Here is a 19,104-nt window from a genome sequence, read left to right as displayed (position 1 = left end):
CCTGAAGGAGGAGACATGAAACAGATTCGCGTCCCGGTTCTCGTGGTGGGTGCAGGCCCCGCCGGACTCACCACTGCCGCACTGCTGGCGAAATACGGCGTCGAGGTTCTGGCGATCACGCGCTACCCTGGCACGGCTCATTCGCCTCGCGCTCACATCACGAATCAGCGAACCGTCGAGGTGTTTCGCGATCTCGGCATCGAGGATCGCGTCCGCGCCCTCGCCACATCCCATGAGCTGATGTCGAACAACGTGTGGGCCACGAGCTTTGCCGGCACGGAACTCGCGCGGCTGCAGACATGGGGCACGGGTGTTGCCCGCAAGTCCGACTACGAGGCCGCAAGCCCCTCGCAGATGTGCAATGCACCGCAGCACCTGCTCGAACCGGTCATCCTTTCGGCTGCGCGCGAATACGGTGCGAAGATCCTCTTCAGTACGGAACTGGTTTCGATCCGGCAGACTGACGAGGCCGTGTATTCGCGGCTCGTCGATCGCGTGACCGGCGAAGAGATCGAAGTGATCTCCGACTACGCCGTGGGCGCGGACGGCGCGCAGAGCGTGGTCGTGCGGGATCTCGGCTTCGAGATGGACGGCGAGATGGGGCTGGGCTGCGCGGTCAACTGCTGGCTGGAGGTCGATCTCACGAAGTACACGGCGCACCGCCCCGGCGTGCTGTACTGGATGACGCAGCCGGGCAGCGACTATTGGGTGGGCAGTGGCACCTGGATCTGCGTGCGTCCGTGGAACGAATGGGTGCTGCTCTTCATGTACGACCCGAAGGAAGGCGAACCGGACCTCAGCGAGGAAGCGGTCATCGCGCGAGCCCGTGCCACCATCGGCGAAGCCGACATCCCCGTGCGCGTGAAGGCCGTTTCGAAGTGGACGATCAACCGGATGGTCGCTCGCACCATGGTCAAGGGCCGCGTGGCGATAGCGGGCGACGCCGCGCATCGGCATCCGCCGGCCAACGGCCTCGGCTCGAATACCTCTGTGCAGGACGCCTTCAATCTGGCCTGGAAACTCGCGATGATCGTCAAGGGCGAGGCATCGCCCGCGCTCCTGAAAACCTATTCGGACGAGCGTCAGCCGGTTGCCGAGGGCGTCGTGAACCGGGCGATCAAATCGGTCAGCGAGATGCTGCCGATTGCGAATGCCCTGGGCTTCTCGCAAGGACAAAGTGCCGCCGACGGCTGGGCTTCGCTCGTCGAGCTATTCGCGGATGGCGAGACCGGCAAGGCTCGCCGCAAGGCGCTCGCGCAAGCGGTCGAATTGCAGAACTATCAGTTCAACTGTCACGGCGTCGAGCTGGGGCAGCGCTACGAGTCGGCCGCGATCGTGCGCGACGGCGCGACCTTCCCGGCACCGATGCGCGACTCCGAGCTTTACTATCACCCCACCACGACCCCCGGCGCATGTCTTCCGCATGCGTGGATCGAACGCGAGGGCGAGAAGGTTTCGACGCTCGATCTGGTCGGCAGAGGCGTGTTCACTGTGCTCACCGGAACGGGCGGGCAGGCCTGGCTCGATGCGGCGCGGCAGGTCGGGGAGGAATTCGGCATCAGGATCGACGCGGTGTCGATCGCGCACGCGACCGCTACCTTCGATGCGTACGGCCAGTGGGCCGCTCAGCGCGAGATCGAGGACGATGGCTGCGTGCTGGTGCGCCCGGACCGCTTCGTCGCCTGGCGCTCGGTCACGCGCGCGGTGGACCCCGCGAGGGAACTGCGGCGTGTCCTGACGCAGATTCTCGGCGTGGCACCGCGCGCAGTGTGCGAGACCAATGTGCATGCAAGCGGCGTCGCCGCCTGAGACAGGAGCTCGACCCATGACATCGACGACAATCAAACGCGCGCGTTTCGGCATCCACTCGATCGACCACTTCGCGCTGGATGTGCCGAGTCTCGACGACGCGACGCGTTTCCTCGACGCCTTCGGCTTCGCGCTGGAGTCGCGGCCGCATGAGCTGCTGCTACGCACGCCGGGAAGCGATCACGTGTGGGCAAGGATTCGCGAGGGAACACGAAAGCGGCTCGCGTATCTGGCGTTGCACTGTTTCGCCGACGATTTCGCGCCCCTGTGCGAGCAGATCGTGAACGCCGGAGGCAGGCCCGCGGCGCCTGCGCCGCACGCGCCGGACGACGGGTTCTGGTTCCACGACCCGGACGGCAATCTGTTGCGGTTGACGCCTGGCGTGAAGACGTCACCCGGCTGCAAGCCGATCTTGCGCGAGAAACCGTTGCCCTTGCGCCCGCGCGGTGCATCCGCTCGCGCCGATGCACCGCCTGCGCGGCCCACGCGGCTTTCTCACGTGCTGATGTTCACGCCGGACGTGAGCGGGTCCGTCGCGTTCTACGAGCGCTCGCTCGGGCTGACCCTTTCCGACGGTTCCGAGGGCATAGTGGCGTTCCTGCACGCGCGCCACGGCAGCGATCACCATCTGATCGCCTTCGCGCAGGGCGCGGCGAAGGGCTGGCACCACAGCGCATGGGATGTCGCGACAATCGAGGAAGTCGGTCTTGGCAAGATGCAGATGGACCGCGCGGGCTATATCGAAGGCTGGGGAGTCGGGCGGCACGTGCTCGGATCGAACTATTTCCAGTATGTGCGCGATCCGTGGGGCTCCTTCTGGGAATACTCGGCCGATATCGACTACGTCGGAGCGGGCACAGAGTGGCCGGCGGGCAATCACCCGCCCGAAGATTCCCTGTATCTGTGGGGGCCGGACGTGCCGGCGTACTTCTTCGAGAACACGGAAGTCTGATCGTTGCCTGCCCGGCGCAGCGACAGGGTTTTTCCGAATGTTCGAACAATTTCGCGCGTCTTATCGTTCTCAAAAGACGCAGCAATTGGCACATGCCGCCGGGCATGCCCGAATCGACCATAGACGGAGAAACGATGAGAAACATGACCGAAGCCGATCTGACACAGGTGGTGCTCGAGCGCTACGCAAGTACCCCCAACCCACGCCTGCGCACCTTGCTGCACGCGCTGATCCGCCATCTCCACGCGTTCGCGCGGGAGGTGCGCTTGACTGAGGACGAGTGGATGGCGGCGATCCAGTTCCTGACGCGCACGGGCCAGATGTGCGACGACAAGCGTCAGGAGATGATTCTCCTATCCGACAACCTCGGGCTTTCCGCACTCGTCAACATGTTGAGCGCAGGCGTGCCGGAAGGAGTCACCGAGTCCACGGTGATCGGCCCGTTCTACGTGCCAGATTCGCCGCGGCGCGAGTGGGGCGAGTCGGTTCTGCTGCGTGAAGGCGACGATCCCGCGCTCGTGATTCATGGCCGTGTGCTTGGGCCGGAAGGCGATCCCGTGCCGGACGCGACCATCGAGATTTGGCAGACGGACGCCAATGGTATGTACGACATCCAGGACCGCTCGCAGCCCGAACACAATCTACGCGGGTGGTACCGTACACGTGACGATGGCTCGTTCCTGCTCAAGACGATTCGCCCGACCTCGTATCCGATTCCGACGGACGGCACGGTGGGCGAACTGCTGCACGCGAGCGCACGCCATCCGTTCCGTCCGGCGCACATCCATGCGATGGTGTCGGCGCCAGGCTATCAAAAGCTGACGACGCATCTGTTCGATGCTGAGGATACCTATATGGATTCCGATGTGGTGTTCGCCGTGAAATCCTCGCTGATTCGCAAGTTCGAGTGCAACGAATCGGTCGATGCGAGCGCTCGATGGGGCGTGCGTGCTCCGTTCTGGGAGTTGAAGAACGACTTCGTGCTGAGCCGCAATGAATGAGCCTGGGTATTTTCTCGTGTTCGCCGCCGATCGTCCCGGCGCTCGTGCGCTGCGCACACGGACGAAGTCGCGGCACAGCGCGCATCTCGACGCGGGCGCGCCCGGCGTACGGGTGTTGCAAAGCGGCCCGTGGCTCGACGCGAACGGTGCAGAGGCCGGCTCGTTGCTGATCCTGGAAGCCGTCACGTTGCAAGCGGCACAGTCTTTCCTCGAAGCCGATCCCTATGCACGAGCCGGACTATTCGAACGGGTGGACATTAAGCCCTGGCGCTGGCGTCGCGGGAATCCCTTTCTGCCGGGCGACACGAGCGCCCGGGCACAACCTTCCGATCACGAACAAAGGACCTGACCGCCATGAACATCATGTGGATAGGCTACGGGAAGATGGGCGAGCCCATGGCCCGGCGCGTGGCCCGCTCAGGTAACGCGCTGGGGGTGGTAGACACGAGCGCGCCCAGGCGTAACGCCGCGCGCGAACACGGATTCGCCGTTTCGGACCTCGAGAGCGCCGATCCGGGGGACTTCGAAGTCATCGTGACCTCGTTGCCGAACGATGCCGCGGTATTGCTCGCGCTCACTGCGAAGGGCGGCGTACTGGACAAGGCGAGACCCGGCACGACCCTTATCGAGACGAGCACGATCTCGGTGGAGGCCTCGTCGGCGATTGCGAAGGTGGCCGCCGCGCGCCAGATCGGCTATGTGCGCGCTCCTGTGTCGGGATCGATCGGCGCAGCGGGCGAGGGCACGCTTACGACCTTCATGTCGGGTCCCGCCGAAGCGAGCGCGCGGGCCCGAACGGTCGCCGAATGCTACGCGTCGACCGTCATCGAGGTCGGCGATGCCGAGCAGGCGCGCGTAATGAAGCTCGCGATCAACCTGATGGTCACCACACTCGTGGCGAGCCTCGGCGAAGCCTACGTTCTTTGCACGAAAGGCGGCATCGCGCCCGAGCATGCGCTGGATGCGATCGGCGCAAGCGCGATCGGTTCCCCGCATCTGCGTTTCAAGGCGGCAGCGCTCGCGCGCCGAGACTTCAGTGCGTCCTTCACGGTTGCGCAGATGCGCAAGGATCTTCGATTGATCGCAGAAGGCGCGCGAACATTGAACGCACCGGTGCTGCTCGGCGCGACCGTCGATCAGGTCATGGCTTGCGCTGAGGCGTCCGGCTACGGCGAGGAGGACTATCTCGCTTGCGTGAAGGTCATCGCACACATGGCGGGAATCGCTGTGTGACCGCTCGAAGGATGAGACAAATCTAACAAGGAATAAAGCGATGAACGCTCTACCGCATGAGCAGGAGTTCATTCGGAAGCTCGAGGATGAGCGCTACGAAGCCATGCTCACGAAGGATATCCCGACCCTCGCACGCCTTCTCGACGAAGGGTTGGTTTACGTGCACTCGAGCGGTGTGACCGATAGCAAAGAGAGCTATCTGAACGGGCTGGCGTCGGGACTCTGGGACTACCGGCAGATCGGGCGCAGCGACGTGCGGATCGAAGTGCATGACGGCGTCGCGCTGGTGTTCGGCAAGCTGGCGATCCAGTTGGCGACGAAGGGCGTGTCCAGGGGCTTCGAGACGCGCGCGCTGGTGGTCTGGTCTCGAAAACCCGATGGCTGGCGGCTGATCGCCGTGCATTCCGGGGCGCTCCCTGCGGCGTCGTGAGACACGGCCGCTTGCGAGGCCCATTGCATGAGTCATGCATCGGCCGCCTGCGAACCCTCGCTCGGCGCCGGTCCGGCTCGATACCGATTCATAGCGTGAACCACATAAGGAGCAGACCCATGACAAGTCGAACCTTGATTCGCAATGCGAGCGTCATCAGCGTGGACCCGGCCATCGGCAACGTCGACCAGTGCGACGTCCTGATCGAAGACACGCTCATTGGCGCGGTCGGGCGCGGACTCGAAGCAGGTGACGCACAGATCGTCGATGGCACCGGCACGATCGTGATGCCGGGCATGATCGACACGCATCGGCACATATGGCAGACCACGCTGCGCAATATCGCGGCGGACTGGACCCTCGACCAATATTTCGCGGGTGTGCGCGGCCAGCTCGGCGAGCACTTTCGCGCGGAGGACATTCATATCGCGAACCTCGCGGGCGCCTATGAAGCGTTGAACGGCGGCGTGACGACCGTGCTCGACTGGTCGCACAACATGAACACGCCCGCGCATACCGATGCAGCCGTGGAGGCGCTGAAGGCATCGCATGGACGCTTCGTGATGTGCTACGGAAACTCGAACGAGGAGTGGCTGCCCGTGAGCGATCTGCCGACCTCCCGGGACGTGCGGCGTGTGAAGTTGCAGCATTTCTCGTCGTCGGACGGCCTCGTGCAGCTGGGCATGGCGCTGCGCGGCCCGCAATATGCGACCAGAGAGGTCACACGCGACGACTGGGCGCTCGCGCGCGAGCTCGGCGCGCTGATCTCGGTGCACGTCGGCGATGGCGCCTGGGGCAAAGGCCGGCCCGTGGAGTGGCTGATGCAGAACGGTCTGCTTGGCGAAGACGTGATCTGCTCGCATTGCAACTCGCTTGCCGACGACGAATTCGACATGATGGCCGACTCCGGCTGCGCGGCGTCGATGACTCCGGAGATCGAGCTTCAGATGGGGCACGGCTGGCCGGTGACGGGGCGCCTCCTGCAGGTCGGCATGAAACCGACGCTCGGCATCGACATCGCGACCTGCAACAGCGGTCATCTGTTCCAGACCATGCGCACGGTGCTGCTCGTGGAGCGCGCATGGGCGCATGATCGGGCGGAGCGCGCGGGCGAGGCCGTCGAACGGCTGCCCATCGGCACTCAGGACGCGATCGAGTTCGCGACGATCAACGGCGCGAAGGCACTGAGGCTCGACCACAAGATCGGCTCGCTCACACCCGGCAAGGACGCCGATATCGTGATGATCCGCGCGGACAACCTCGAGATGGCGCCCCTGAACAATCCGGTTGGCGCCGTGGTTCTGGCCGGTCATCCGGGGCTGGTCGATTCGGTCTGGGTTGCAGGCCGCGCGGTCAAGCGCAACGGCAAGCTGCTCGGCGTAGACGAGCACCGCGTGCTCGCCGAATTGACGCGCTCACGCGACTACGTGCTGTCCAAAGCCGGCGTCGCGGCTGGAGAGCGCTTCGTCCCGGCGCCCTACCAGGCACGTTGAACGCGACATGACGCGCGCCATTCATGCAGCCGGCGAAGGAGGGCAATTGCAGACGGACTATCTGATCGTGGGCGGCGGCAGTGCCGGTGCGGCGCTGGCCGCACGGCTGTCCGAGTGCCCGGACAAGCGCGTCGTGCTGATCGAGGCGGGCAGTGACACGCCGCCTGGTGCGATACCCGCCGACATCGACGACACGTTTCCGAGTTCCAGCCTCAACCCGAGTTACTTCTGGCCAGGACTCGAAGCGACGATCGCTGACGGGCACCCGCCGCGCCCCTGGCCGCAGGCGCGCGTCATGGGCGGCGGTTCGAGCATCATGGGCATGTTCGCGTTGCGCGCGTTGCCGTCGGACTACGCGCGCTGGCGCGCGGCCGGTGCGCGAGGATTTCACGAAGATGTGATGGCGGCTTGCTACGCGAAGGCGGTCGACGATCTCGACCGATCATCGAACGGCGCAACGCGCGGCGCAAGCCCGGTTTGCCGGCTGCCTCGCGAGGCGTGGCCGCCGTTCATGCAGCGCATCGAACGCGCCGCGGCGACGCTCGGCTTCCCGTTCGTGGCCGATGTCAACACGACGTCCAACGACGGCTTCTTTGCGATGCCGGCCACCAGCGACGGCAGCGTGCGCTCGTCGGGCGCGCGCTGCTATTTGACGAGCGAGGTGCGCGCGCGCAAGAACCTGTCGATACTTCCCGACACGCGCGTGACGTCACTGCGTCTCGACGGACGGCGTGTGACGGGCGTGCATGCAATCCGCTCGGGTGAAATGCTCGCGCTCGACGCCCGCGAAGTCATTCTAAGTGCGGGCGCTATCCATTCGCCTGCCATCCTGATGCGCTCGGGAATCGGCCCCGGGGACGAACTGCGAGGGCTCGGCATCCCGGTGGTCGCGGACCGTCACGGGGTGGGGCGCAACCTGCAGAATCATGCCTACCAGTTCTTCGCGGCGGCGCTGCCGCGCGCGGAGCGTCTCGGCGCGCATCGACGTCGCTTTGCGATCGCGGGGCTGCGGGCGTCGTCCGGATTGCCGGACTGTCCTGCGGGGGACCTGATGTTGTTCGTACTCGGGCGCGTGAGCGCGCGCTCGTTCGGCGTCGATGTCGCGATGGTCGGCTCCGCACTGTATGCGCCGTTTTCGCGGGGAGCGGTGACGCTCGCAAGCGCGGATCCACACGTGCATCCACGAATCGATTTCCGCATGCTCGACGATCCGCGCGACGCACCGCGTGTGATCGCGGCGGCACGACTCGCGGAGCAGTTGCTGCGCGAGCCCGCCGTCTCGGCAGGCTATCACGACGCCTATCTGTTGCCCGCGGGTCTCGCGGTGAATCAGTTCAATCGCAAAGGTGTGGCGGGCGCGTTCCTCGCGGCGGGCGCGAAGGCGGTGCTCAACGGGCCTGCCGCACTGCGACGGTTCGCGTTCGCACGGGCATTGCCGGGCGCGCAGCTGCTTTCAGGGCCGCAGGGTGCTGCCACGTTGAGCGACGCGCAGTTGCTGGCGTCGATCGCCCCGATGGGTCATCCCGCAGGCACGTGCGCGATGGGCGATGAGCACGACCCGCTCGCCGTCGTCGACGACACGTACCGTGTGCGTGGTGTCGATGGGCTGCGCGTCGTCGATGCGTCGGTGATGCCCGTGATCCCGAGCGCGAACACCCATGTGCCGACGCTCATGCTGGCCGAACACGCGGCCGCGCGAATCTCGGGCATGCCCTTGACCGCGGCAGAACGTGAAATGACAGTCTGATTGCGAACGGCGCGCCGCTGCGCCAGCCCGGCGCAGGGCGCCGTCACGCCGTGCTTTGGGTCAACTGGAAGGACATCGAGTAGCTGAACCGGCTTGCCGGATGAACGCCCGTCGTGACTTCGATGACCTTGTCGCGCACGAAGTAGCTTCGCACGATGCCGAGGCCGGCCGAGCCCTGTTTCACCTGGAGCAGGTCGGCCTGAGGTCCTTCGATCAGCAGCCCCTGGATCTGTTGCTCGACGCGCGTGACCTTGATGCCGTGTTGCTCTTCGATCATCGTGTAGACGGGCTTGTCGAGCGTCTTCGACAGGCCTGTCAACCGGCTGTAGCCGGAATCCACATAGATGTTCACCAGCGCGATCGGCTCGTCGTTGTGCTCGCCGCCATAGCGCACGCCTTCGAGATGAAGCCATTTGCTCCCCGTTGCGCAGCGCAGCAGCGCGGCCTGGGCGGCGTCCGCCTGCATCGTGCTTCGCGTGTTCACGCGCAGACAGGTTCCCTTGGCATAGAGCGCCAGGTCCGAGAGGGAGTCCATCGCCTGGACGTAACGCGTCTGGGGGCGGTCGGCCACCACGGTCGTGCCTACGCCTGCCTGGCGGGTGATGAGCCCGAGGCCGCACAGCTTCTGGATGGCCTGGCGCACTGCATAGCGGCTCAATCCCCATTTGGCGCACAGCTCCGCCTCGGTGGGCAGCAACTCTCCTATCGCAAAGCGGCCGTCACAGATGTCTTGCATGAGCGTGCGGGCGAGATCGAGGTGGCGCGGTTGTGGCGCATCCAGAATGTGCGGCTCGGGCGAATCGGAGAAGTTCGGCATGGCAGAGGCCCTGAAGGCAGAGCGCGTCGTTCGCGAGGGTCACGGAGATGGTAGCCAATATAGCGCAGTTTCGAATGTTCGAAGATTCGTCTTGCTCTCCGATCTTGTTTGCTCGCGAAACAGGGTATTTACGAATGTTCGAACATTTGAATATTTCATAAAGTACGTCTCACGAACCGGACCAGAGCCGGATCATCCCGATCCTTGGAGAAGCCTGCATGTACCCGATTGATTATCTGTGGCGCGCCGCGCACCGTCACCCCGACCGCACGGCCATTGTCAGCCCCGCCGGCGAGCTCAGCTTCAGCGCGCTTGCGCGGGATGTCCTTGCGCGTGCGGCCGCACTCGCGAGCCTGGACCCGACGCGACGCAGCCGCGTGTGCGTGGGCGCGGCCAACAGCGTCGAACATCTGGTCGCCATCCTTGCGATTCTGGCCGCGGGCAAGGTGTGGGTGCCGCTCAATCCTCGAAACGGCGATCCCGAGTTGCGGCGCATCGTCGATTTCGTCGAGCCTTCTCTGGTGCTGGCGGATGACGCGATGCTTGCGCGTCTCGCCGGCGTGGCTGCGCCGGTACGTCCGCTGGACGATCTGTGCCGTCTCCATGGAGATATCGGTGCTGTCGAATTCGGACCCTGCACGAGTGCCACGGTCGATCTGGGCGACGCGCAAGCGATCAAGTTCACGGGCGGCACGACCGGCTTTCCGAAGGGCGTGATCCAGCCTTTGCGTGCATGGAACGCGAACATCGCCACGCAGATCCATGAACTCGGTCTTACGCCCGACGACCGCTATCTGGTCGCGGCACCGATCACGCACGGAACGTCGACATATATGCTCCCGCTGCTCGGCGCGGGCGGCGCGCTCGTCTTTCCGGAGTACCCTAAGCCGTCCGCTCTGCTCGATGCCGCAAGCAGGCATCACGTGACGATCTTCTTCGCGCCACCCACCCTGGTTTCGGCACTCGCGGACGAGCAGCGGCGCTCGCCGCGCACGCTCCCGAGTCTTCGGTACCTCGTCTACGGCGGCGCGCCGATGCGCCCCGAGCAGATCCGGGCCGCGCAATCGGCGTTCGGGCCGGTGCTCTGCACGTCGTTCGGTCAAACCGAGGCACCGCAGATCATCACGTTCTTGCCGCCCGGGGACATGGTCGGGGAAAACCTCGCGTCGGTCGGCAAGCCGACATTGCTCACGCGCGTTGCGATTCTCGACAAGGAGGGCCGCCATCTGCCGTCCGGCGAAGAAGGGGAAATCGCCGTGCATGGCGATCTCGTGATGTCGGGTTACCTGAAGGCCGAAGAGGAAACGCGCAAAACGCTCGTGGACGGATGGTTACGCACGGGCGACGCGGGCATCCTCGATGATCGCGGCTACCTGTTTCTGCGCGACCGCATCCGCGATGTGATCATCACGGGCGGCTTCAACGTCTATCCCGGCGATGTCGAAGTCGTGCTGTCGAGTCATCCCGCGGTTGCGGAGTGTTCGGTCGTGGGGGTGCCCGACGACAAGTGGGGCGAGGCAGTGCACGCGGCCGTGCAAGTACGTGCCGGGATGGATGTGGACTGTGACGAACTGATGGCACTCGTCAGACGCGAACTCGGCGCCGTCAAGACGCCCAAGCATGTGCACCTGTTCGAATCGCTGCCGCGCAGCGCCGTAGGCAAGGTGCTCAAGCCGGCAATACGCGAAGTCATCCTCAACGCGCGGAGCAAGTGATGAAACAGCCAGGAGGATCGGGCGCGCCGCATACGAACCTTTGCCACTATACGACCGATTCGGTCTACTACGGCAGCGACGATCTCGTGTGCGATCTGGTCGGCAAGACGAGCTTCGTGGACGTGTTCATGAAGCAGACATTCGGCCGGACGATTTCGGAGGCCGAGCGACGCATCGTGGACGCGGTGCTTGTCACGCTGATGGAGCATGGCATGACGCCGAGCGCCATCGCGACACGCATGATCTATTCGAGCTCCCCGGAAAACCTGCAGGCGGGCGTCGCCGCCGGACTGCTCGCCGTTGCGAGCCGGTTCGTCGGCACGATGGAGCCCGCCGCGCAGTTGCTGGCGCGAATCGTCGCTGCCGGTTCCCAGGACGACGAGGCACGCGCCATCGCCCGGGATTTTCGCGCTCGCCGTGAGGCGGTGCCGGGGTTCGGCCATCACCTGCATCGCCCCGACGACCCGCGCGCAATCGCGCTGCTCGCGCTCGCCCGGGAAGCCGGCACCTATGGCGCCCATTGCGCGGCGCTCGAGCGTCTTGCCGCGCAGCTGGACGAAGCAGCGGGCCGTCACATCACTATCAATGCGACCGGGGCAATCGCGGCCCTGCTCGGCGACATCGGGATTCCAGCGGAACTGATGCGCGGCTTCGCCGTTCTGAGCCGCGCGGCGGGACTGATTGCACACATCGCGGAGGAGCAACGCGATCCATCGGGTCGGTTCATCTGGAAACTGGTCGACGAAGCCATGACGCTCGAGCCGCTTGCCCGTTGATCAACCCGTCACCGTGCACGACGAGGCTACCTGTCGTGCGGCGGTTCTCACATTCCTGGAGGAGACAACTCATGACTGAAGCACACGAAGCCATCATGCGGCACCATCACATCACCTTGTGCGTGGGGACGGCGCAGCAGGACTACGATTTTCATACGAAGGTGCTTTCGCTGAAGAGCGTGAAAAAGACCTTGATCTACGATGGAGTCGCTCCGTTCTATCACCTGTATTACGGCAATGACATCGGCGAGGAAAGCACGCTCATCACCTGCTTCCCGGTGGGGCATTTTGGCCGCAAGGGGCATCGCGGTGCAGGGCAGGTCGGCAGCCTGGCCCTCTCTGTGCCGGAATCGTCCATTGTCTTTTGGGAGAAGCGTCTTGTCGATCACGGCTTCGAGGTGCGACGGACCGAGCGCTTCGGCGAGCCGGTGCTCGCCTTTGCGCATCCCTGCGGTGTGCCGTATGAACTCATCGGCATTGCCGATGACGCTCGCGAACCCTATTCGAACGGCGAGGTGCCCGCCGAACTCGCGATTCGCGGACTGCATACGATCGGTGTCAACGTGCGCGAGCTCGAACCGTCGCAGGCGTTCATGCAAGAGGGATGGACCGCGCGCGAAGTTGCGCGCGACGGGCAGGCCGCCCGCTTCGCTTTCGGGGAGGGTGGCTCGGGCAAGCTGGTCGACTTCATTCTGACACCGGAGCTGCCGCAGGCGAGCTGGACTTATGGGGAGGGGATCGTTCATCACTGCGCATTCCAGGTGAAGGATCGCAGCGCGCAAGACAAGGTGAAAGCGAACCTCGAAGGCCTCGGCTTCACCGACACGTCCGAACGCAAGGATCGCGGTTACTTCGAATCGATCTACGTGCGCACGCCCGCGGGCGCAATGTTCGAAGCGACCGTCTCGAAGCCGGAGGGTTTCCTGATCGATGAGCCCTATGAAGAGATGGGCTCCCGCGTTCAGATTGCGCCGCAGTTCGAAAGCCAGCGCGCGACGATCATGGAATCGCTCGAAACGCTCGATTTCTGACACCGACGTACTGGAGCCGGCATGATGGCGGAAAACCCACATCTGAGCATTCCACCGCGCGAATACGGGTGCGCGGCGGGCGATGCCACCCTTGCGGTGATCCTCGTACATGGCAGAGGTCAGTCGCCTGAGTGGATGCATGACGCCGTGGTGCGTCGTTTGGCCCGATCGGATATTGCGTGGCACGCCCCGGCGGCTGCGGAGGCGTCGTGGTATCCGGAACGCTTCGTCGCGCCGCTCGAAGCGAACGAGCCGAACCTGACGCATGCGCTCGATGCTCTCGACGCGGTCTCCGATGGCTTGCGGGCACAGGGCATTCCATACGCATCCCAGGTATTGATGGGTTTCTCGCAGGGCGCGTGCCTGTGCAGCGAGTTCGTCTGGCGGCGCAGGCGCCGCTATCGGGCGTTGGTCGCGTTCACCGGCGGACTGATAGGCCCCCCGGGGATCCAGCGTGATATCGATACGCACGCGCTCGATGGCGTTCCCGTTTTGCTATCGACATGGGTCGACGACCCTCATGTACCCGCCGACAGCGTCCGCGAGACGGCGCTGCTCTTCGCACGCGCGGGCGCCAGCGTGACGCTCAAGGTCGAGCATGGTATCGAACATCGCATCCGGGATCAGGAAATCGACTATGCGCGTGCCTTGCTGTCCGAGCGTCGTTCATCGACTCCGTAGGCCGCGAACCTGCTCAAGAGAACCTTCGAATATGCAACCCTTTGTACATGAAACACGCGCGTCCCGTGTCGTGTTCGGCAGCGGCACGCGCAACACGCTGGAACGCGAACTCGATCAGCTTGATATCCGGCGGGCGCTCGTGATCACCACACCCGAGCAGATCGAGCTCGGCAACGAGATTGCGGCGACGCTCGGTGAGCGATGCGCCGGCGTGCATGGCCAGGCAGTCATGCACGTTCCTGTCGAGGTTGTCCGTGCCTCGATCGACACGGCGCGGCGGCTCGGGGTGGATGGATTCGTTGCCGTCGGCGGCGGCTCGACGCTCGGTCTTGCCAAGGCACTCGCGCTCGAATCGGGCCTGCCGATCGTCGCGTTGCCGACCACGTACGCCGGATCCGAAATGACGCCGCTCTATGGTCTCACCGATGCGGACGTGAAGAAAACCGGTCGCGACTGGCGAGTGCTGCCACGCACGGTGATCTATGACCCGGACCTGACGCTGACCCTCCCCGTCGAGATAAGCATGACGAGCGGCATGAACGCGATGGCCCACGCCGCTGAAGGCCTGTATGGCGCGAACAGCACGCCAGTCTATGACTCGATGGCCGAAGCGGGCATTCGTGCGCTGGCGCGGGCACTGCCTCGTCTGCGGATGGAGGCTTGCGATCTCGATGCGAGGGGCGACGCGCTTTACGGCGCATGGATGTGCGGCGCAGTCCTCGGCAATGTCCAGATGGGACTGCACCACAAGCTGTGCCATACGCTCGGCGGAAGCTTCAATTTGCCGCATGCGGAGGTCCATACGGTCATATTGCCTTACGCGCTGGCTTACAACGCGTCCAGTGCGCCTCGCGCGATGAGGCGTATCGCGAGCGCGCTCGGTGGTGAGAACGCCGTAAGCGGATTGCTCGATCTGAGCCGGACGCTGGGCGTGCCCCGCTCGCTGAAAGACATCGGCATGCCGGCGCATGGCGTCGATCGGGCAGTGGAACTGGTCATCGAGACGCCTTATCCCAACCCGCGGCCGATCGAGCGCGCCTCTGTCCGCGAGTTGCTGGCGCGGGCGTTCGAAGGTGCCGACCCGCTCTGAGATGGCATCGAGGTCACGAAATTCATGGAGGATTGTGATTCATGTTGATCGAGCATCGCGCTTACACCCTTCGCCCCGGTACTTCCGAGTTGTTCTGGGAGGCTCAGCGCGAACGCGGTGAGCATGGTCTGCAAGCAATACTGGCGCGCCTGATCGGGGCATTTTCGACCCGAACCGGCGTGAACGATCAGATTGTCAGTCTGTATCGCTATGACGATTTCGATGACTGGCAGTCGCGACTCTTGGGGTTATACGGACGGAAAGAACTGTTGCCTTATTTCGCTGCCGTGAGGCCGCTCATCGTGCGTCAGGAAAGCAGCTTCCTGACGCCGGCACCGCTATCCGGATGGACGCCGCATTGGGGTAACGGTCAGGACTGGCTTGGCGATCGTGGGCGTCGCATCATGTCGCGTCGCGGTTCCGGCGTGGTCGAAGAATTCACGCTGACCTTTTCGGCGGGCGGCGTCCAGATGTGCTGGGAAGCAATGGGCCGACATCGGGTCATCGACGATTCCGGCATTGCGGCCGGTCTGATCGGCGCGTTCAGCACGATCGCCGGTGAGTTGAACCGGGTCCTGTTTTACTGGCATTTCCCGGATCTCCATGCCTGGTCGGATCATTGCAATAGCCGACAGACGTCGGAACGATGGACCGGCTTCCTTCGGGAGCTGGGTTCACACACGCTGGCTGCCGGGAGCAGGCTGCTCGATCCTTCTCGCGTAGCGGATATGTCGCCGTTCTTCGATTTCGGCTGAGATCCCCGCCGCTCGATCACCTGGGCGATGAGGAAGTGGATAAAGATTCTCGCGTAATCGTTTTTCATTAATTTAGGCATGCGAAAAGAAGACAAAGGACAACGCAATGGAAATCAAGGTCATGAATGACGAACAACGAAAGGCGATCGCAATCGAGTATTTCAAGCGTATGGACAGAGGTGAAAGCATCTTCGATCTTTTCGACGAGCACGCGGAGGTGTACTTCCCGAAGTGGGGCATTGCACGAGGAAAACGCGAAATCGAGCGACTGTTCGGCGATCTGATGGGCATCCTGTCGGGCGTGTCGCACGACATCTCGTATGCCAATTTCATTCAGCAGGGAGACCTGGTGGTGGTCGAGGGTCTTTCCAGCGGAGCGTTGCGGAGCGGCGTCGCATGGCGTGCGGGCACCACCCATGCCGGAAGATGGTGTGATGTCTTCGAGATCCGTGACTTTCGCATTCAACGCTGTCATGTCTATCTCGATCCTGACTATGCCGGTGCGGACATCAAGCGTTACCCGTGGCTGGAGTCGGACCGCGCGCCTCGCTACTAGGCCACGCGTGGCCGACGCGACACACAGCGCCAGCGGCGTTCATATCAACGCGACATCAGTGGCACGGTTGAAGTCACGGGTAAGGAGAATGCGGGATGCAAAGACGATGGAGGAGCAGCGTCGGGATTGTGACGTGCGTGGCCGGCGTGCTTGCGGTTGATCAGGCATATGCGCAAAGCAGTGTCACCCTGTTCGGGGTGATCGATGCCGGATTGCTTTATACGAGCAAGACCCCTGATCCGGTAACCGGCCAGAATGCCGGCAAGCAATTCTCGCTGATCGATGGCGGAGCCTATTATTCGCAATTCGGGCTCGTGGGAACAGAGGATCTGGGCGGGGGATTCAAGGCGAAGTTCAGGCTGGTGAGCGGGGTCAGCATCGCAAATGGAGGACTTGCTCACTGCAACGGCAACTTCTTCGGTTGCGAGGCGTGGGTCGCCGTGAACGGACCGCCTGGCGAAGTGAAGCTGGGCATGCAGTTCTCTCCTTTTTTCCTGGCGGTATACGATTCCGATCCGCGCAGCCTGTCCTTGTTCGGCAGCGGTGGGATTCCTTTGGTCGACCATGTGCTTGGAACCGGAATCTTCAATGCCAACGCGGTCTCGTATACCACCCCGAGCATGGCCGGTTTCAAAGCAAGCGTCATGTATGCGTTCGGTGGAGAGGCCGGCAATTTCCAGGCAGGCCGTCAATATTCCGCCAGCCTGAAGTACCATATCGGCGAACTTACCATCGACGCGGCCCTCTACAACGGCAACAGCGGCGGTACGGTCGACACGCCCATTCCGACGACGCTGCAGTACGAGGGACGCATGATCGGCGCAGGCTACCGTTTTGGCGCTCTTACGGTGAAGGCTTCCTTCGTCAACTACAAGGTCGCGGGATCGTTCAATAGCCATGTCTATGGCGGCGGTATCGACTGGTTCGTGATGCCGACGCTGGACATCAACGGCGGTCTCTGGGTGACGAGCGATCGCAATGACACCGCCAATCACTCGATACTGGCGGCGTTGGGGACCAACTATTACTTGTCGAAGGCAACGACGCTCTATGCGCAAGCGGGCTTCGTCAACAATCACGGTGCGATGAACACGGGCTTGTCGATGACCGGTGCCTTGTATGAGGTTGCCGGCACGACGGTCGGTGCGGTGCTGGGCATCCGCCATACATTCTGATGTCCGAAGAAGTGGGGCGCAGACAAGAGAGATCAAAATGAACAGCAAGTGTTTATTCGCTGCGGTGAGCGCAATGCTCGTCTGGAACGGGGGCTCCGTCTGTGCCGACGATCGTGTCAATGCGCCGCAGGCACCCGCGCCGGCGAGCAGCATGTCGAAGAAAGCGTCGAGGGCGGAGAATCGCAGACTCGAGAAATCAGTGACGCATAGCTTGTCCGGTACCAGAGGGCTCGATGCGACCAATATAGTCGTTGTCGCGAGAGGAGGGCGGGTAACGCTGGCCGGATCCGTACCCGAGGCATCGCAAGCCGGACTTGCAGTCTCGGTGGCGAAGGGCGTTGCGGGCGTGATCGCTGTGAACGATTTGTTGACAGTCCGCCCTGAAGGCCTCTAGCCTCGACTCGGGCCAATAAGATCGGTCGCCTGGCGTCCATGGAAGTAAAGGGGAAATGGACAGGGCAAGCTGGTTCAGAGAGACCGACCGGGACGATGAGCAGGCTGCCGGGGCAGGCCAATGTCGAGAATGGCGATTCGCTCTTCGAACAGTTGACTTCTCGAGCGCCGATGTGCCCTCATTGCTTGCTATCACCTAAATTGCGACGACCGTTGCTCGCTCGAGAGCTGCCACTCAGACGGTCGGTGAACGGCGGAAGAGGGTCGACTCGTGCCCGACGCGGCCGATCGACGGCCGACCACGCCGGCCTTTCTATGTCAGCCCGGGTTCGGCCATAAAAGGACGTTCATCCGCTTTTACGACTAGACATTGGAACGACTGGTCGACCCTCAGAAGCTGCCCGCTGAACGAAGCTGTGGAGACGGCACCTAAAGCGCGGTCAAGCTTCATACGCGGCGTTCAACGTTGCTTAAATGCAAGAGCCATTGCTTCCGAGGTATCCCTCGTCGCGTCGAACGTTTGCGCGTAGCTGAGCTGCCGAAACTGTTCGATTACGAAGTCGATGAACGCGCGCGTTTTCCCCGGCAGAAGTCGCCGCGAGGCGTAGTAAAGCGAAATGGTGCCTGCGTCTGCATGCCATTCGGGCACCAGACGCACGAGCTTGCCATCGGCAAGATCCGGAAGTACATCGGGAAGCGCCAGCATTGCGACACCCAGCCCGAGCCTGGCGGCGTCGCGCATCGACGCGGGATCATTCATCACGATGTCTTCGTTGAGGGCAGCCGTGGCTTCTTCGCCATTCGGTCCTTGCAACGTCCATTTTCGGATGCGACCGGTGGCCGTGCCGCGCATCACCACACCGCGCAGGATCCCGAGATCATCTGGATGCGCAGGCAGCGCAACATCGCGCATATAAGCAGGCGATGCCACCGCGACGATATGTGCAGGCGCGAGCGCCCGTGCAACGATCCCCGGTGCAAGTTCGAAGCCGCCGCCTATCGCGAGATCGTAGCCTTCACGCACGAGATCGACTTGTCGTATTTCGAAATGCCACTCCGGCCGCACGCGCGGATACCGCCGCAGGAACTCCGGCAGCAGCGGAAGGATATAAGCGGGTCCGACCGTGGGACTCAAGCTGACTTTCAGCACGCCCGCTGGCTCTGCCGCGCCGGACGATGTCTCTTCGATGGCCGATTGCAGCGTATCCAGGCTCGCGCCAATGGAATCGAGGAAGCGCTCTCCGGCTTCCGTCAGCGTGATGCGACGCGTCGAGCGCTGCAGTAGCCGCACGCCAAGATTGCGTTCGAGCATCGCGACGTTGCGGCTGACGGCGGCGGGCGTCAGGCCGAGCCGACGGGCGGCTTCGGAGAAGCTCTGCAACTCCGCGCTCTTCACGAAGCTTTCCAGGTTGGCGAGCGTTTCCATCGTTTTCAACGATTGATTGAAGAT

At 63.5% G+C, this 19,104-nt stretch carries 19 protein-coding genes; 17 read left to right on the top strand and 2 right to left on the bottom strand.

From position 1 onward, the window contains the following. Positions 1 to 15: 15 nt before the first annotated feature. From LY284_RS27290 to LY284_RS27255, 8 genes are all read left to right on the top strand, one after another. Positions 16 to 1,809, top strand: a complete 1,794-nt coding sequence (locus LY284_RS27290; protein WP_233389261.1) for an FAD-dependent monooxygenase — start codon at positions 16 to 18, stop codon at positions 1,807 to 1,809. Positions 1,810 to 1,825: 16 nt separating this feature from the next. Beyond that, positions 1,826 to 2,761, top strand: a complete 936-nt coding sequence (locus LY284_RS27285) for a VOC family protein (RefSeq protein WP_233389259.1) — start codon at positions 1,826 to 1,828, stop codon at positions 2,759 to 2,761. A gap of 134 nt (positions 2,762 to 2,895) precedes the next feature. Next, on the top strand, positions 2,896 to 3,762 hold the full coding sequence (locus LY284_RS27280) for an intradiol ring-cleavage dioxygenase (protein WP_233389257.1): 867 nt from the start codon (positions 2,896 to 2,898) through the stop codon (positions 3,760 to 3,762). Next, positions 3,755 to 4,111: a YciI family protein gene (locus tag LY284_RS27275; RefSeq protein ID WP_233389255.1), complete on the top strand. Its 357-nt coding sequence runs from the start codon at positions 3,755 to 3,757 to the stop codon at positions 4,109 to 4,111. Before LY284_RS27280 ends, LY284_RS27275 begins: the two co-directional genes overlap by 8 nt. Positions 4,112 to 4,116: 5 nt before the next feature. Beyond that, positions 4,117 to 4,995 (top strand): NAD(P)-dependent oxidoreductase, encoded by an 879-nt coding sequence (locus LY284_RS27270; RefSeq protein ID WP_233389253.1) that lies wholly within the window; start codon positions 4,117 to 4,119, stop codon positions 4,993 to 4,995. A gap of 40 nt (positions 4,996 to 5,035) precedes the next feature. Then, complete coding sequence (locus LY284_RS27265) at positions 5,036 to 5,425, top strand: nuclear transport factor 2 family protein (RefSeq protein ID WP_233389252.1); 390 nt, start codon at positions 5,036 to 5,038, stop codon at positions 5,423 to 5,425. Between the two features lie 119 nt (positions 5,426 to 5,544). Then, positions 5,545 to 6,918, top strand: coding sequence for an amidohydrolase family protein (locus LY284_RS27260; protein ID WP_233389250.1), 1,374 nt, complete (start codon positions 5,545 to 5,547; stop codon positions 6,916 to 6,918). 7 nt (positions 6,919 to 6,925) lie between these two features. Then, positions 6,926 to 8,665: a GMC family oxidoreductase gene (locus tag LY284_RS27255; protein ID WP_233389248.1), complete on the top strand. Its 1,740-nt coding sequence runs from the start codon at positions 6,926 to 6,928 to the stop codon at positions 8,663 to 8,665. Positions 8,666 to 8,708: 43 nt separating this feature from the next. On the opposite strand, the gene LY284_RS27250 is transcribed toward LY284_RS27255, so the two are convergent. Then, positions 8,709 to 9,482 carry a GntR family transcriptional regulator gene (locus LY284_RS27250; protein ID WP_233389246.1) on the bottom strand — a complete coding sequence of 258 codons (774 nt, stop codon included), beginning with the start codon at positions 9,480 to 9,482 and terminating at the stop codon, positions 8,709 to 8,711. A gap of 218 nt (positions 9,483 to 9,700) precedes the next feature. Here LY284_RS27250 and LY284_RS27245 point away from each other — a divergent pair, with 218 nt between their 5' ends. From LY284_RS27245 to LY284_RS39100, 9 genes are all read left to right on the top strand, one after another. Further along, positions 9,701 to 11,197 carry a class I adenylate-forming enzyme family protein gene (locus LY284_RS27245; protein ID WP_233389243.1) on the top strand — a complete coding sequence of 499 codons (1,497 nt, stop codon included), beginning with the start codon at positions 9,701 to 9,703 and terminating at the stop codon, positions 11,195 to 11,197. After that, complete coding sequence (locus LY284_RS27240) at positions 11,197 to 11,973, top strand: citryl-CoA lyase (protein ID WP_233389241.1); 777 nt, start codon at positions 11,197 to 11,199, stop codon at positions 11,971 to 11,973. The genes LY284_RS27245 and LY284_RS27240 overlap by 1 nt, the downstream gene beginning before the upstream one ends. Positions 11,974 to 12,044: 71 nt before the next feature. After that, entirely contained in the window at positions 12,045 to 13,004 is a 960-nt protein-coding gene (locus LY284_RS27235) for a VOC family protein (RefSeq protein WP_233389240.1), read from the top strand. Positions 13,005 to 13,025: 21 nt separating this feature from the next. Next, positions 13,026 to 13,685 carry an alpha/beta hydrolase gene (locus LY284_RS27230; protein ID WP_233389238.1) on the top strand — a complete coding sequence of 220 codons (660 nt, stop codon included), beginning with the start codon at positions 13,026 to 13,028 and terminating at the stop codon, positions 13,683 to 13,685. 31 nt (positions 13,686 to 13,716) lie between these two features. Further along, positions 13,717 to 14,775, top strand: coding sequence for a maleylacetate reductase (locus LY284_RS27225; protein ID WP_233391011.1), 1,059 nt, complete (start codon positions 13,717 to 13,719; stop codon positions 14,773 to 14,775). A 41-nt stretch (positions 14,776 to 14,816) separates the two neighbouring features. Further along, positions 14,817 to 15,530, top strand: a complete 714-nt coding sequence (locus LY284_RS27220; RefSeq protein WP_233389236.1) for an NIPSNAP family protein — start codon at positions 14,817 to 14,819, stop codon at positions 15,528 to 15,530. A 106-nt stretch (positions 15,531 to 15,636) separates the two neighbouring features. Next, on the top strand, positions 15,637 to 16,086 hold the full coding sequence (locus LY284_RS27215) for a nuclear transport factor 2 family protein (protein ID WP_233389234.1): 450 nt from the start codon (positions 15,637 to 15,639) through the stop codon (positions 16,084 to 16,086). Positions 16,087 to 16,181: 95 nt separating this feature from the next. Next, on the top strand, positions 16,182 to 17,261 hold the full coding sequence (locus tag LY284_RS27210) for a porin (RefSeq protein ID WP_233389232.1): 1,080 nt from the start codon (positions 16,182 to 16,184) through the stop codon (positions 17,259 to 17,261). Beyond that, positions 17,206 to 17,655: a BON domain-containing protein gene (locus LY284_RS39100; RefSeq protein WP_309243218.1), complete on the top strand. Its 450-nt coding sequence runs from the start codon at positions 17,206 to 17,208 to the stop codon at positions 17,653 to 17,655. The genes LY284_RS27210 and LY284_RS39100 overlap by 56 nt, the downstream gene beginning before the upstream one ends. A gap of 459 nt (positions 17,656 to 18,114) precedes the next feature. Here the strand turns inward: LY284_RS39100 and LY284_RS27200 are convergent, their stop codons facing one another. Beyond that, positions 18,115 to 19,080: a LysR family transcriptional regulator gene (locus LY284_RS27200; protein ID WP_233389230.1), complete on the bottom strand. Its 966-nt coding sequence runs from the start codon at positions 19,078 to 19,080 to the stop codon at positions 18,115 to 18,117. Positions 19,081 to 19,104: the final 24 nt, after the last annotated feature.

This window comes from Caballeronia sp. PC1 (assembly GCF_021353155.1).
In the GTDB taxonomy this organism is placed as follows: Bacteria; Pseudomonadota; Gammaproteobacteria; order Burkholderiales; family Burkholderiaceae; genus Caballeronia; species Caballeronia cordobensis.
Note: the sequence above shows the minus strand (reverse complement) of the source record. Positions and strands in the feature narration are given on the sequence as shown.

Coding starts and splice junctions, on each gene's coding strand:
- LY284_RS27290 (WP_233389261.1), top strand. CDS start 16: ATGAAACAGATTCGCGTCCCGGTTCTCGTGGTGGGTGCAGGCCCCGCC.
- LY284_RS27285 (WP_233389259.1), top strand. CDS start 1,826: ATGACATCGACGACAATCAAACGCGCGCGTTTCGGCATCCACTCGATC.
- LY284_RS27280 (WP_233389257.1), top strand. CDS start 2,896: ATGAGAAACATGACCGAAGCCGATCTGACACAGGTGGTGCTCGAGCGC.
- LY284_RS27275 (WP_233389255.1), top strand. CDS start 3,755: ATGAATGAGCCTGGGTATTTTCTCGTGTTCGCCGCCGATCGTCCCGGC.
- LY284_RS27270 (WP_233389253.1), top strand. CDS start 4,117: ATGAACATCATGTGGATAGGCTACGGGAAGATGGGCGAGCCCATGGCC.
- LY284_RS27265 (WP_233389252.1), top strand. CDS start 5,036: ATGAACGCTCTACCGCATGAGCAGGAGTTCATTCGGAAGCTCGAGGAT.
- LY284_RS27260 (WP_233389250.1), top strand. CDS start 5,545: ATGACAAGTCGAACCTTGATTCGCAATGCGAGCGTCATCAGCGTGGAC.
- LY284_RS27255 (WP_233389248.1), top strand. CDS start 6,926: ATGACGCGCGCCATTCATGCAGCCGGCGAAGGAGGGCAATTGCAGACG.
- LY284_RS27250 (WP_233389246.1), bottom strand. CDS start 9,482: ATGCCGAACTTCTCCGATTCGCCCGAGCCGCACATTCTGGATGCGCCA.
- LY284_RS27245 (WP_233389243.1), top strand. CDS start 9,701: ATGTACCCGATTGATTATCTGTGGCGCGCCGCGCACCGTCACCCCGAC.
- LY284_RS27240 (WP_233389241.1), top strand. CDS start 11,197: ATGAAACAGCCAGGAGGATCGGGCGCGCCGCATACGAACCTTTGCCAC.
- LY284_RS27235 (WP_233389240.1), top strand. CDS start 12,045: ATGACTGAAGCACACGAAGCCATCATGCGGCACCATCACATCACCTTG.
- LY284_RS27230 (WP_233389238.1), top strand. CDS start 13,026: ATGATGGCGGAAAACCCACATCTGAGCATTCCACCGCGCGAATACGGG.
- LY284_RS27225 (WP_233391011.1), top strand. CDS start 13,717: ATGCAACCCTTTGTACATGAAACACGCGCGTCCCGTGTCGTGTTCGGC.
- LY284_RS27220 (WP_233389236.1), top strand. CDS start 14,817: ATGTTGATCGAGCATCGCGCTTACACCCTTCGCCCCGGTACTTCCGAG.
- LY284_RS27215 (WP_233389234.1), top strand. CDS start 15,637: ATGGAAATCAAGGTCATGAATGACGAACAACGAAAGGCGATCGCAATC.
- LY284_RS27210 (WP_233389232.1), top strand. CDS start 16,182: ATGCAAAGACGATGGAGGAGCAGCGTCGGGATTGTGACGTGCGTGGCC.
- LY284_RS39100 (WP_309243218.1), top strand. CDS start 17,206: ATGAGGTTGCCGGCACGACGGTCGGTGCGGTGCTGGGCATCCGCCATA.
- LY284_RS27200 (WP_233389230.1), bottom strand. CDS start 19,080: ATGGAAACGCTCGCCAACCTGGAAAGCTTCGTGAAGAGCGCGGAGTTG.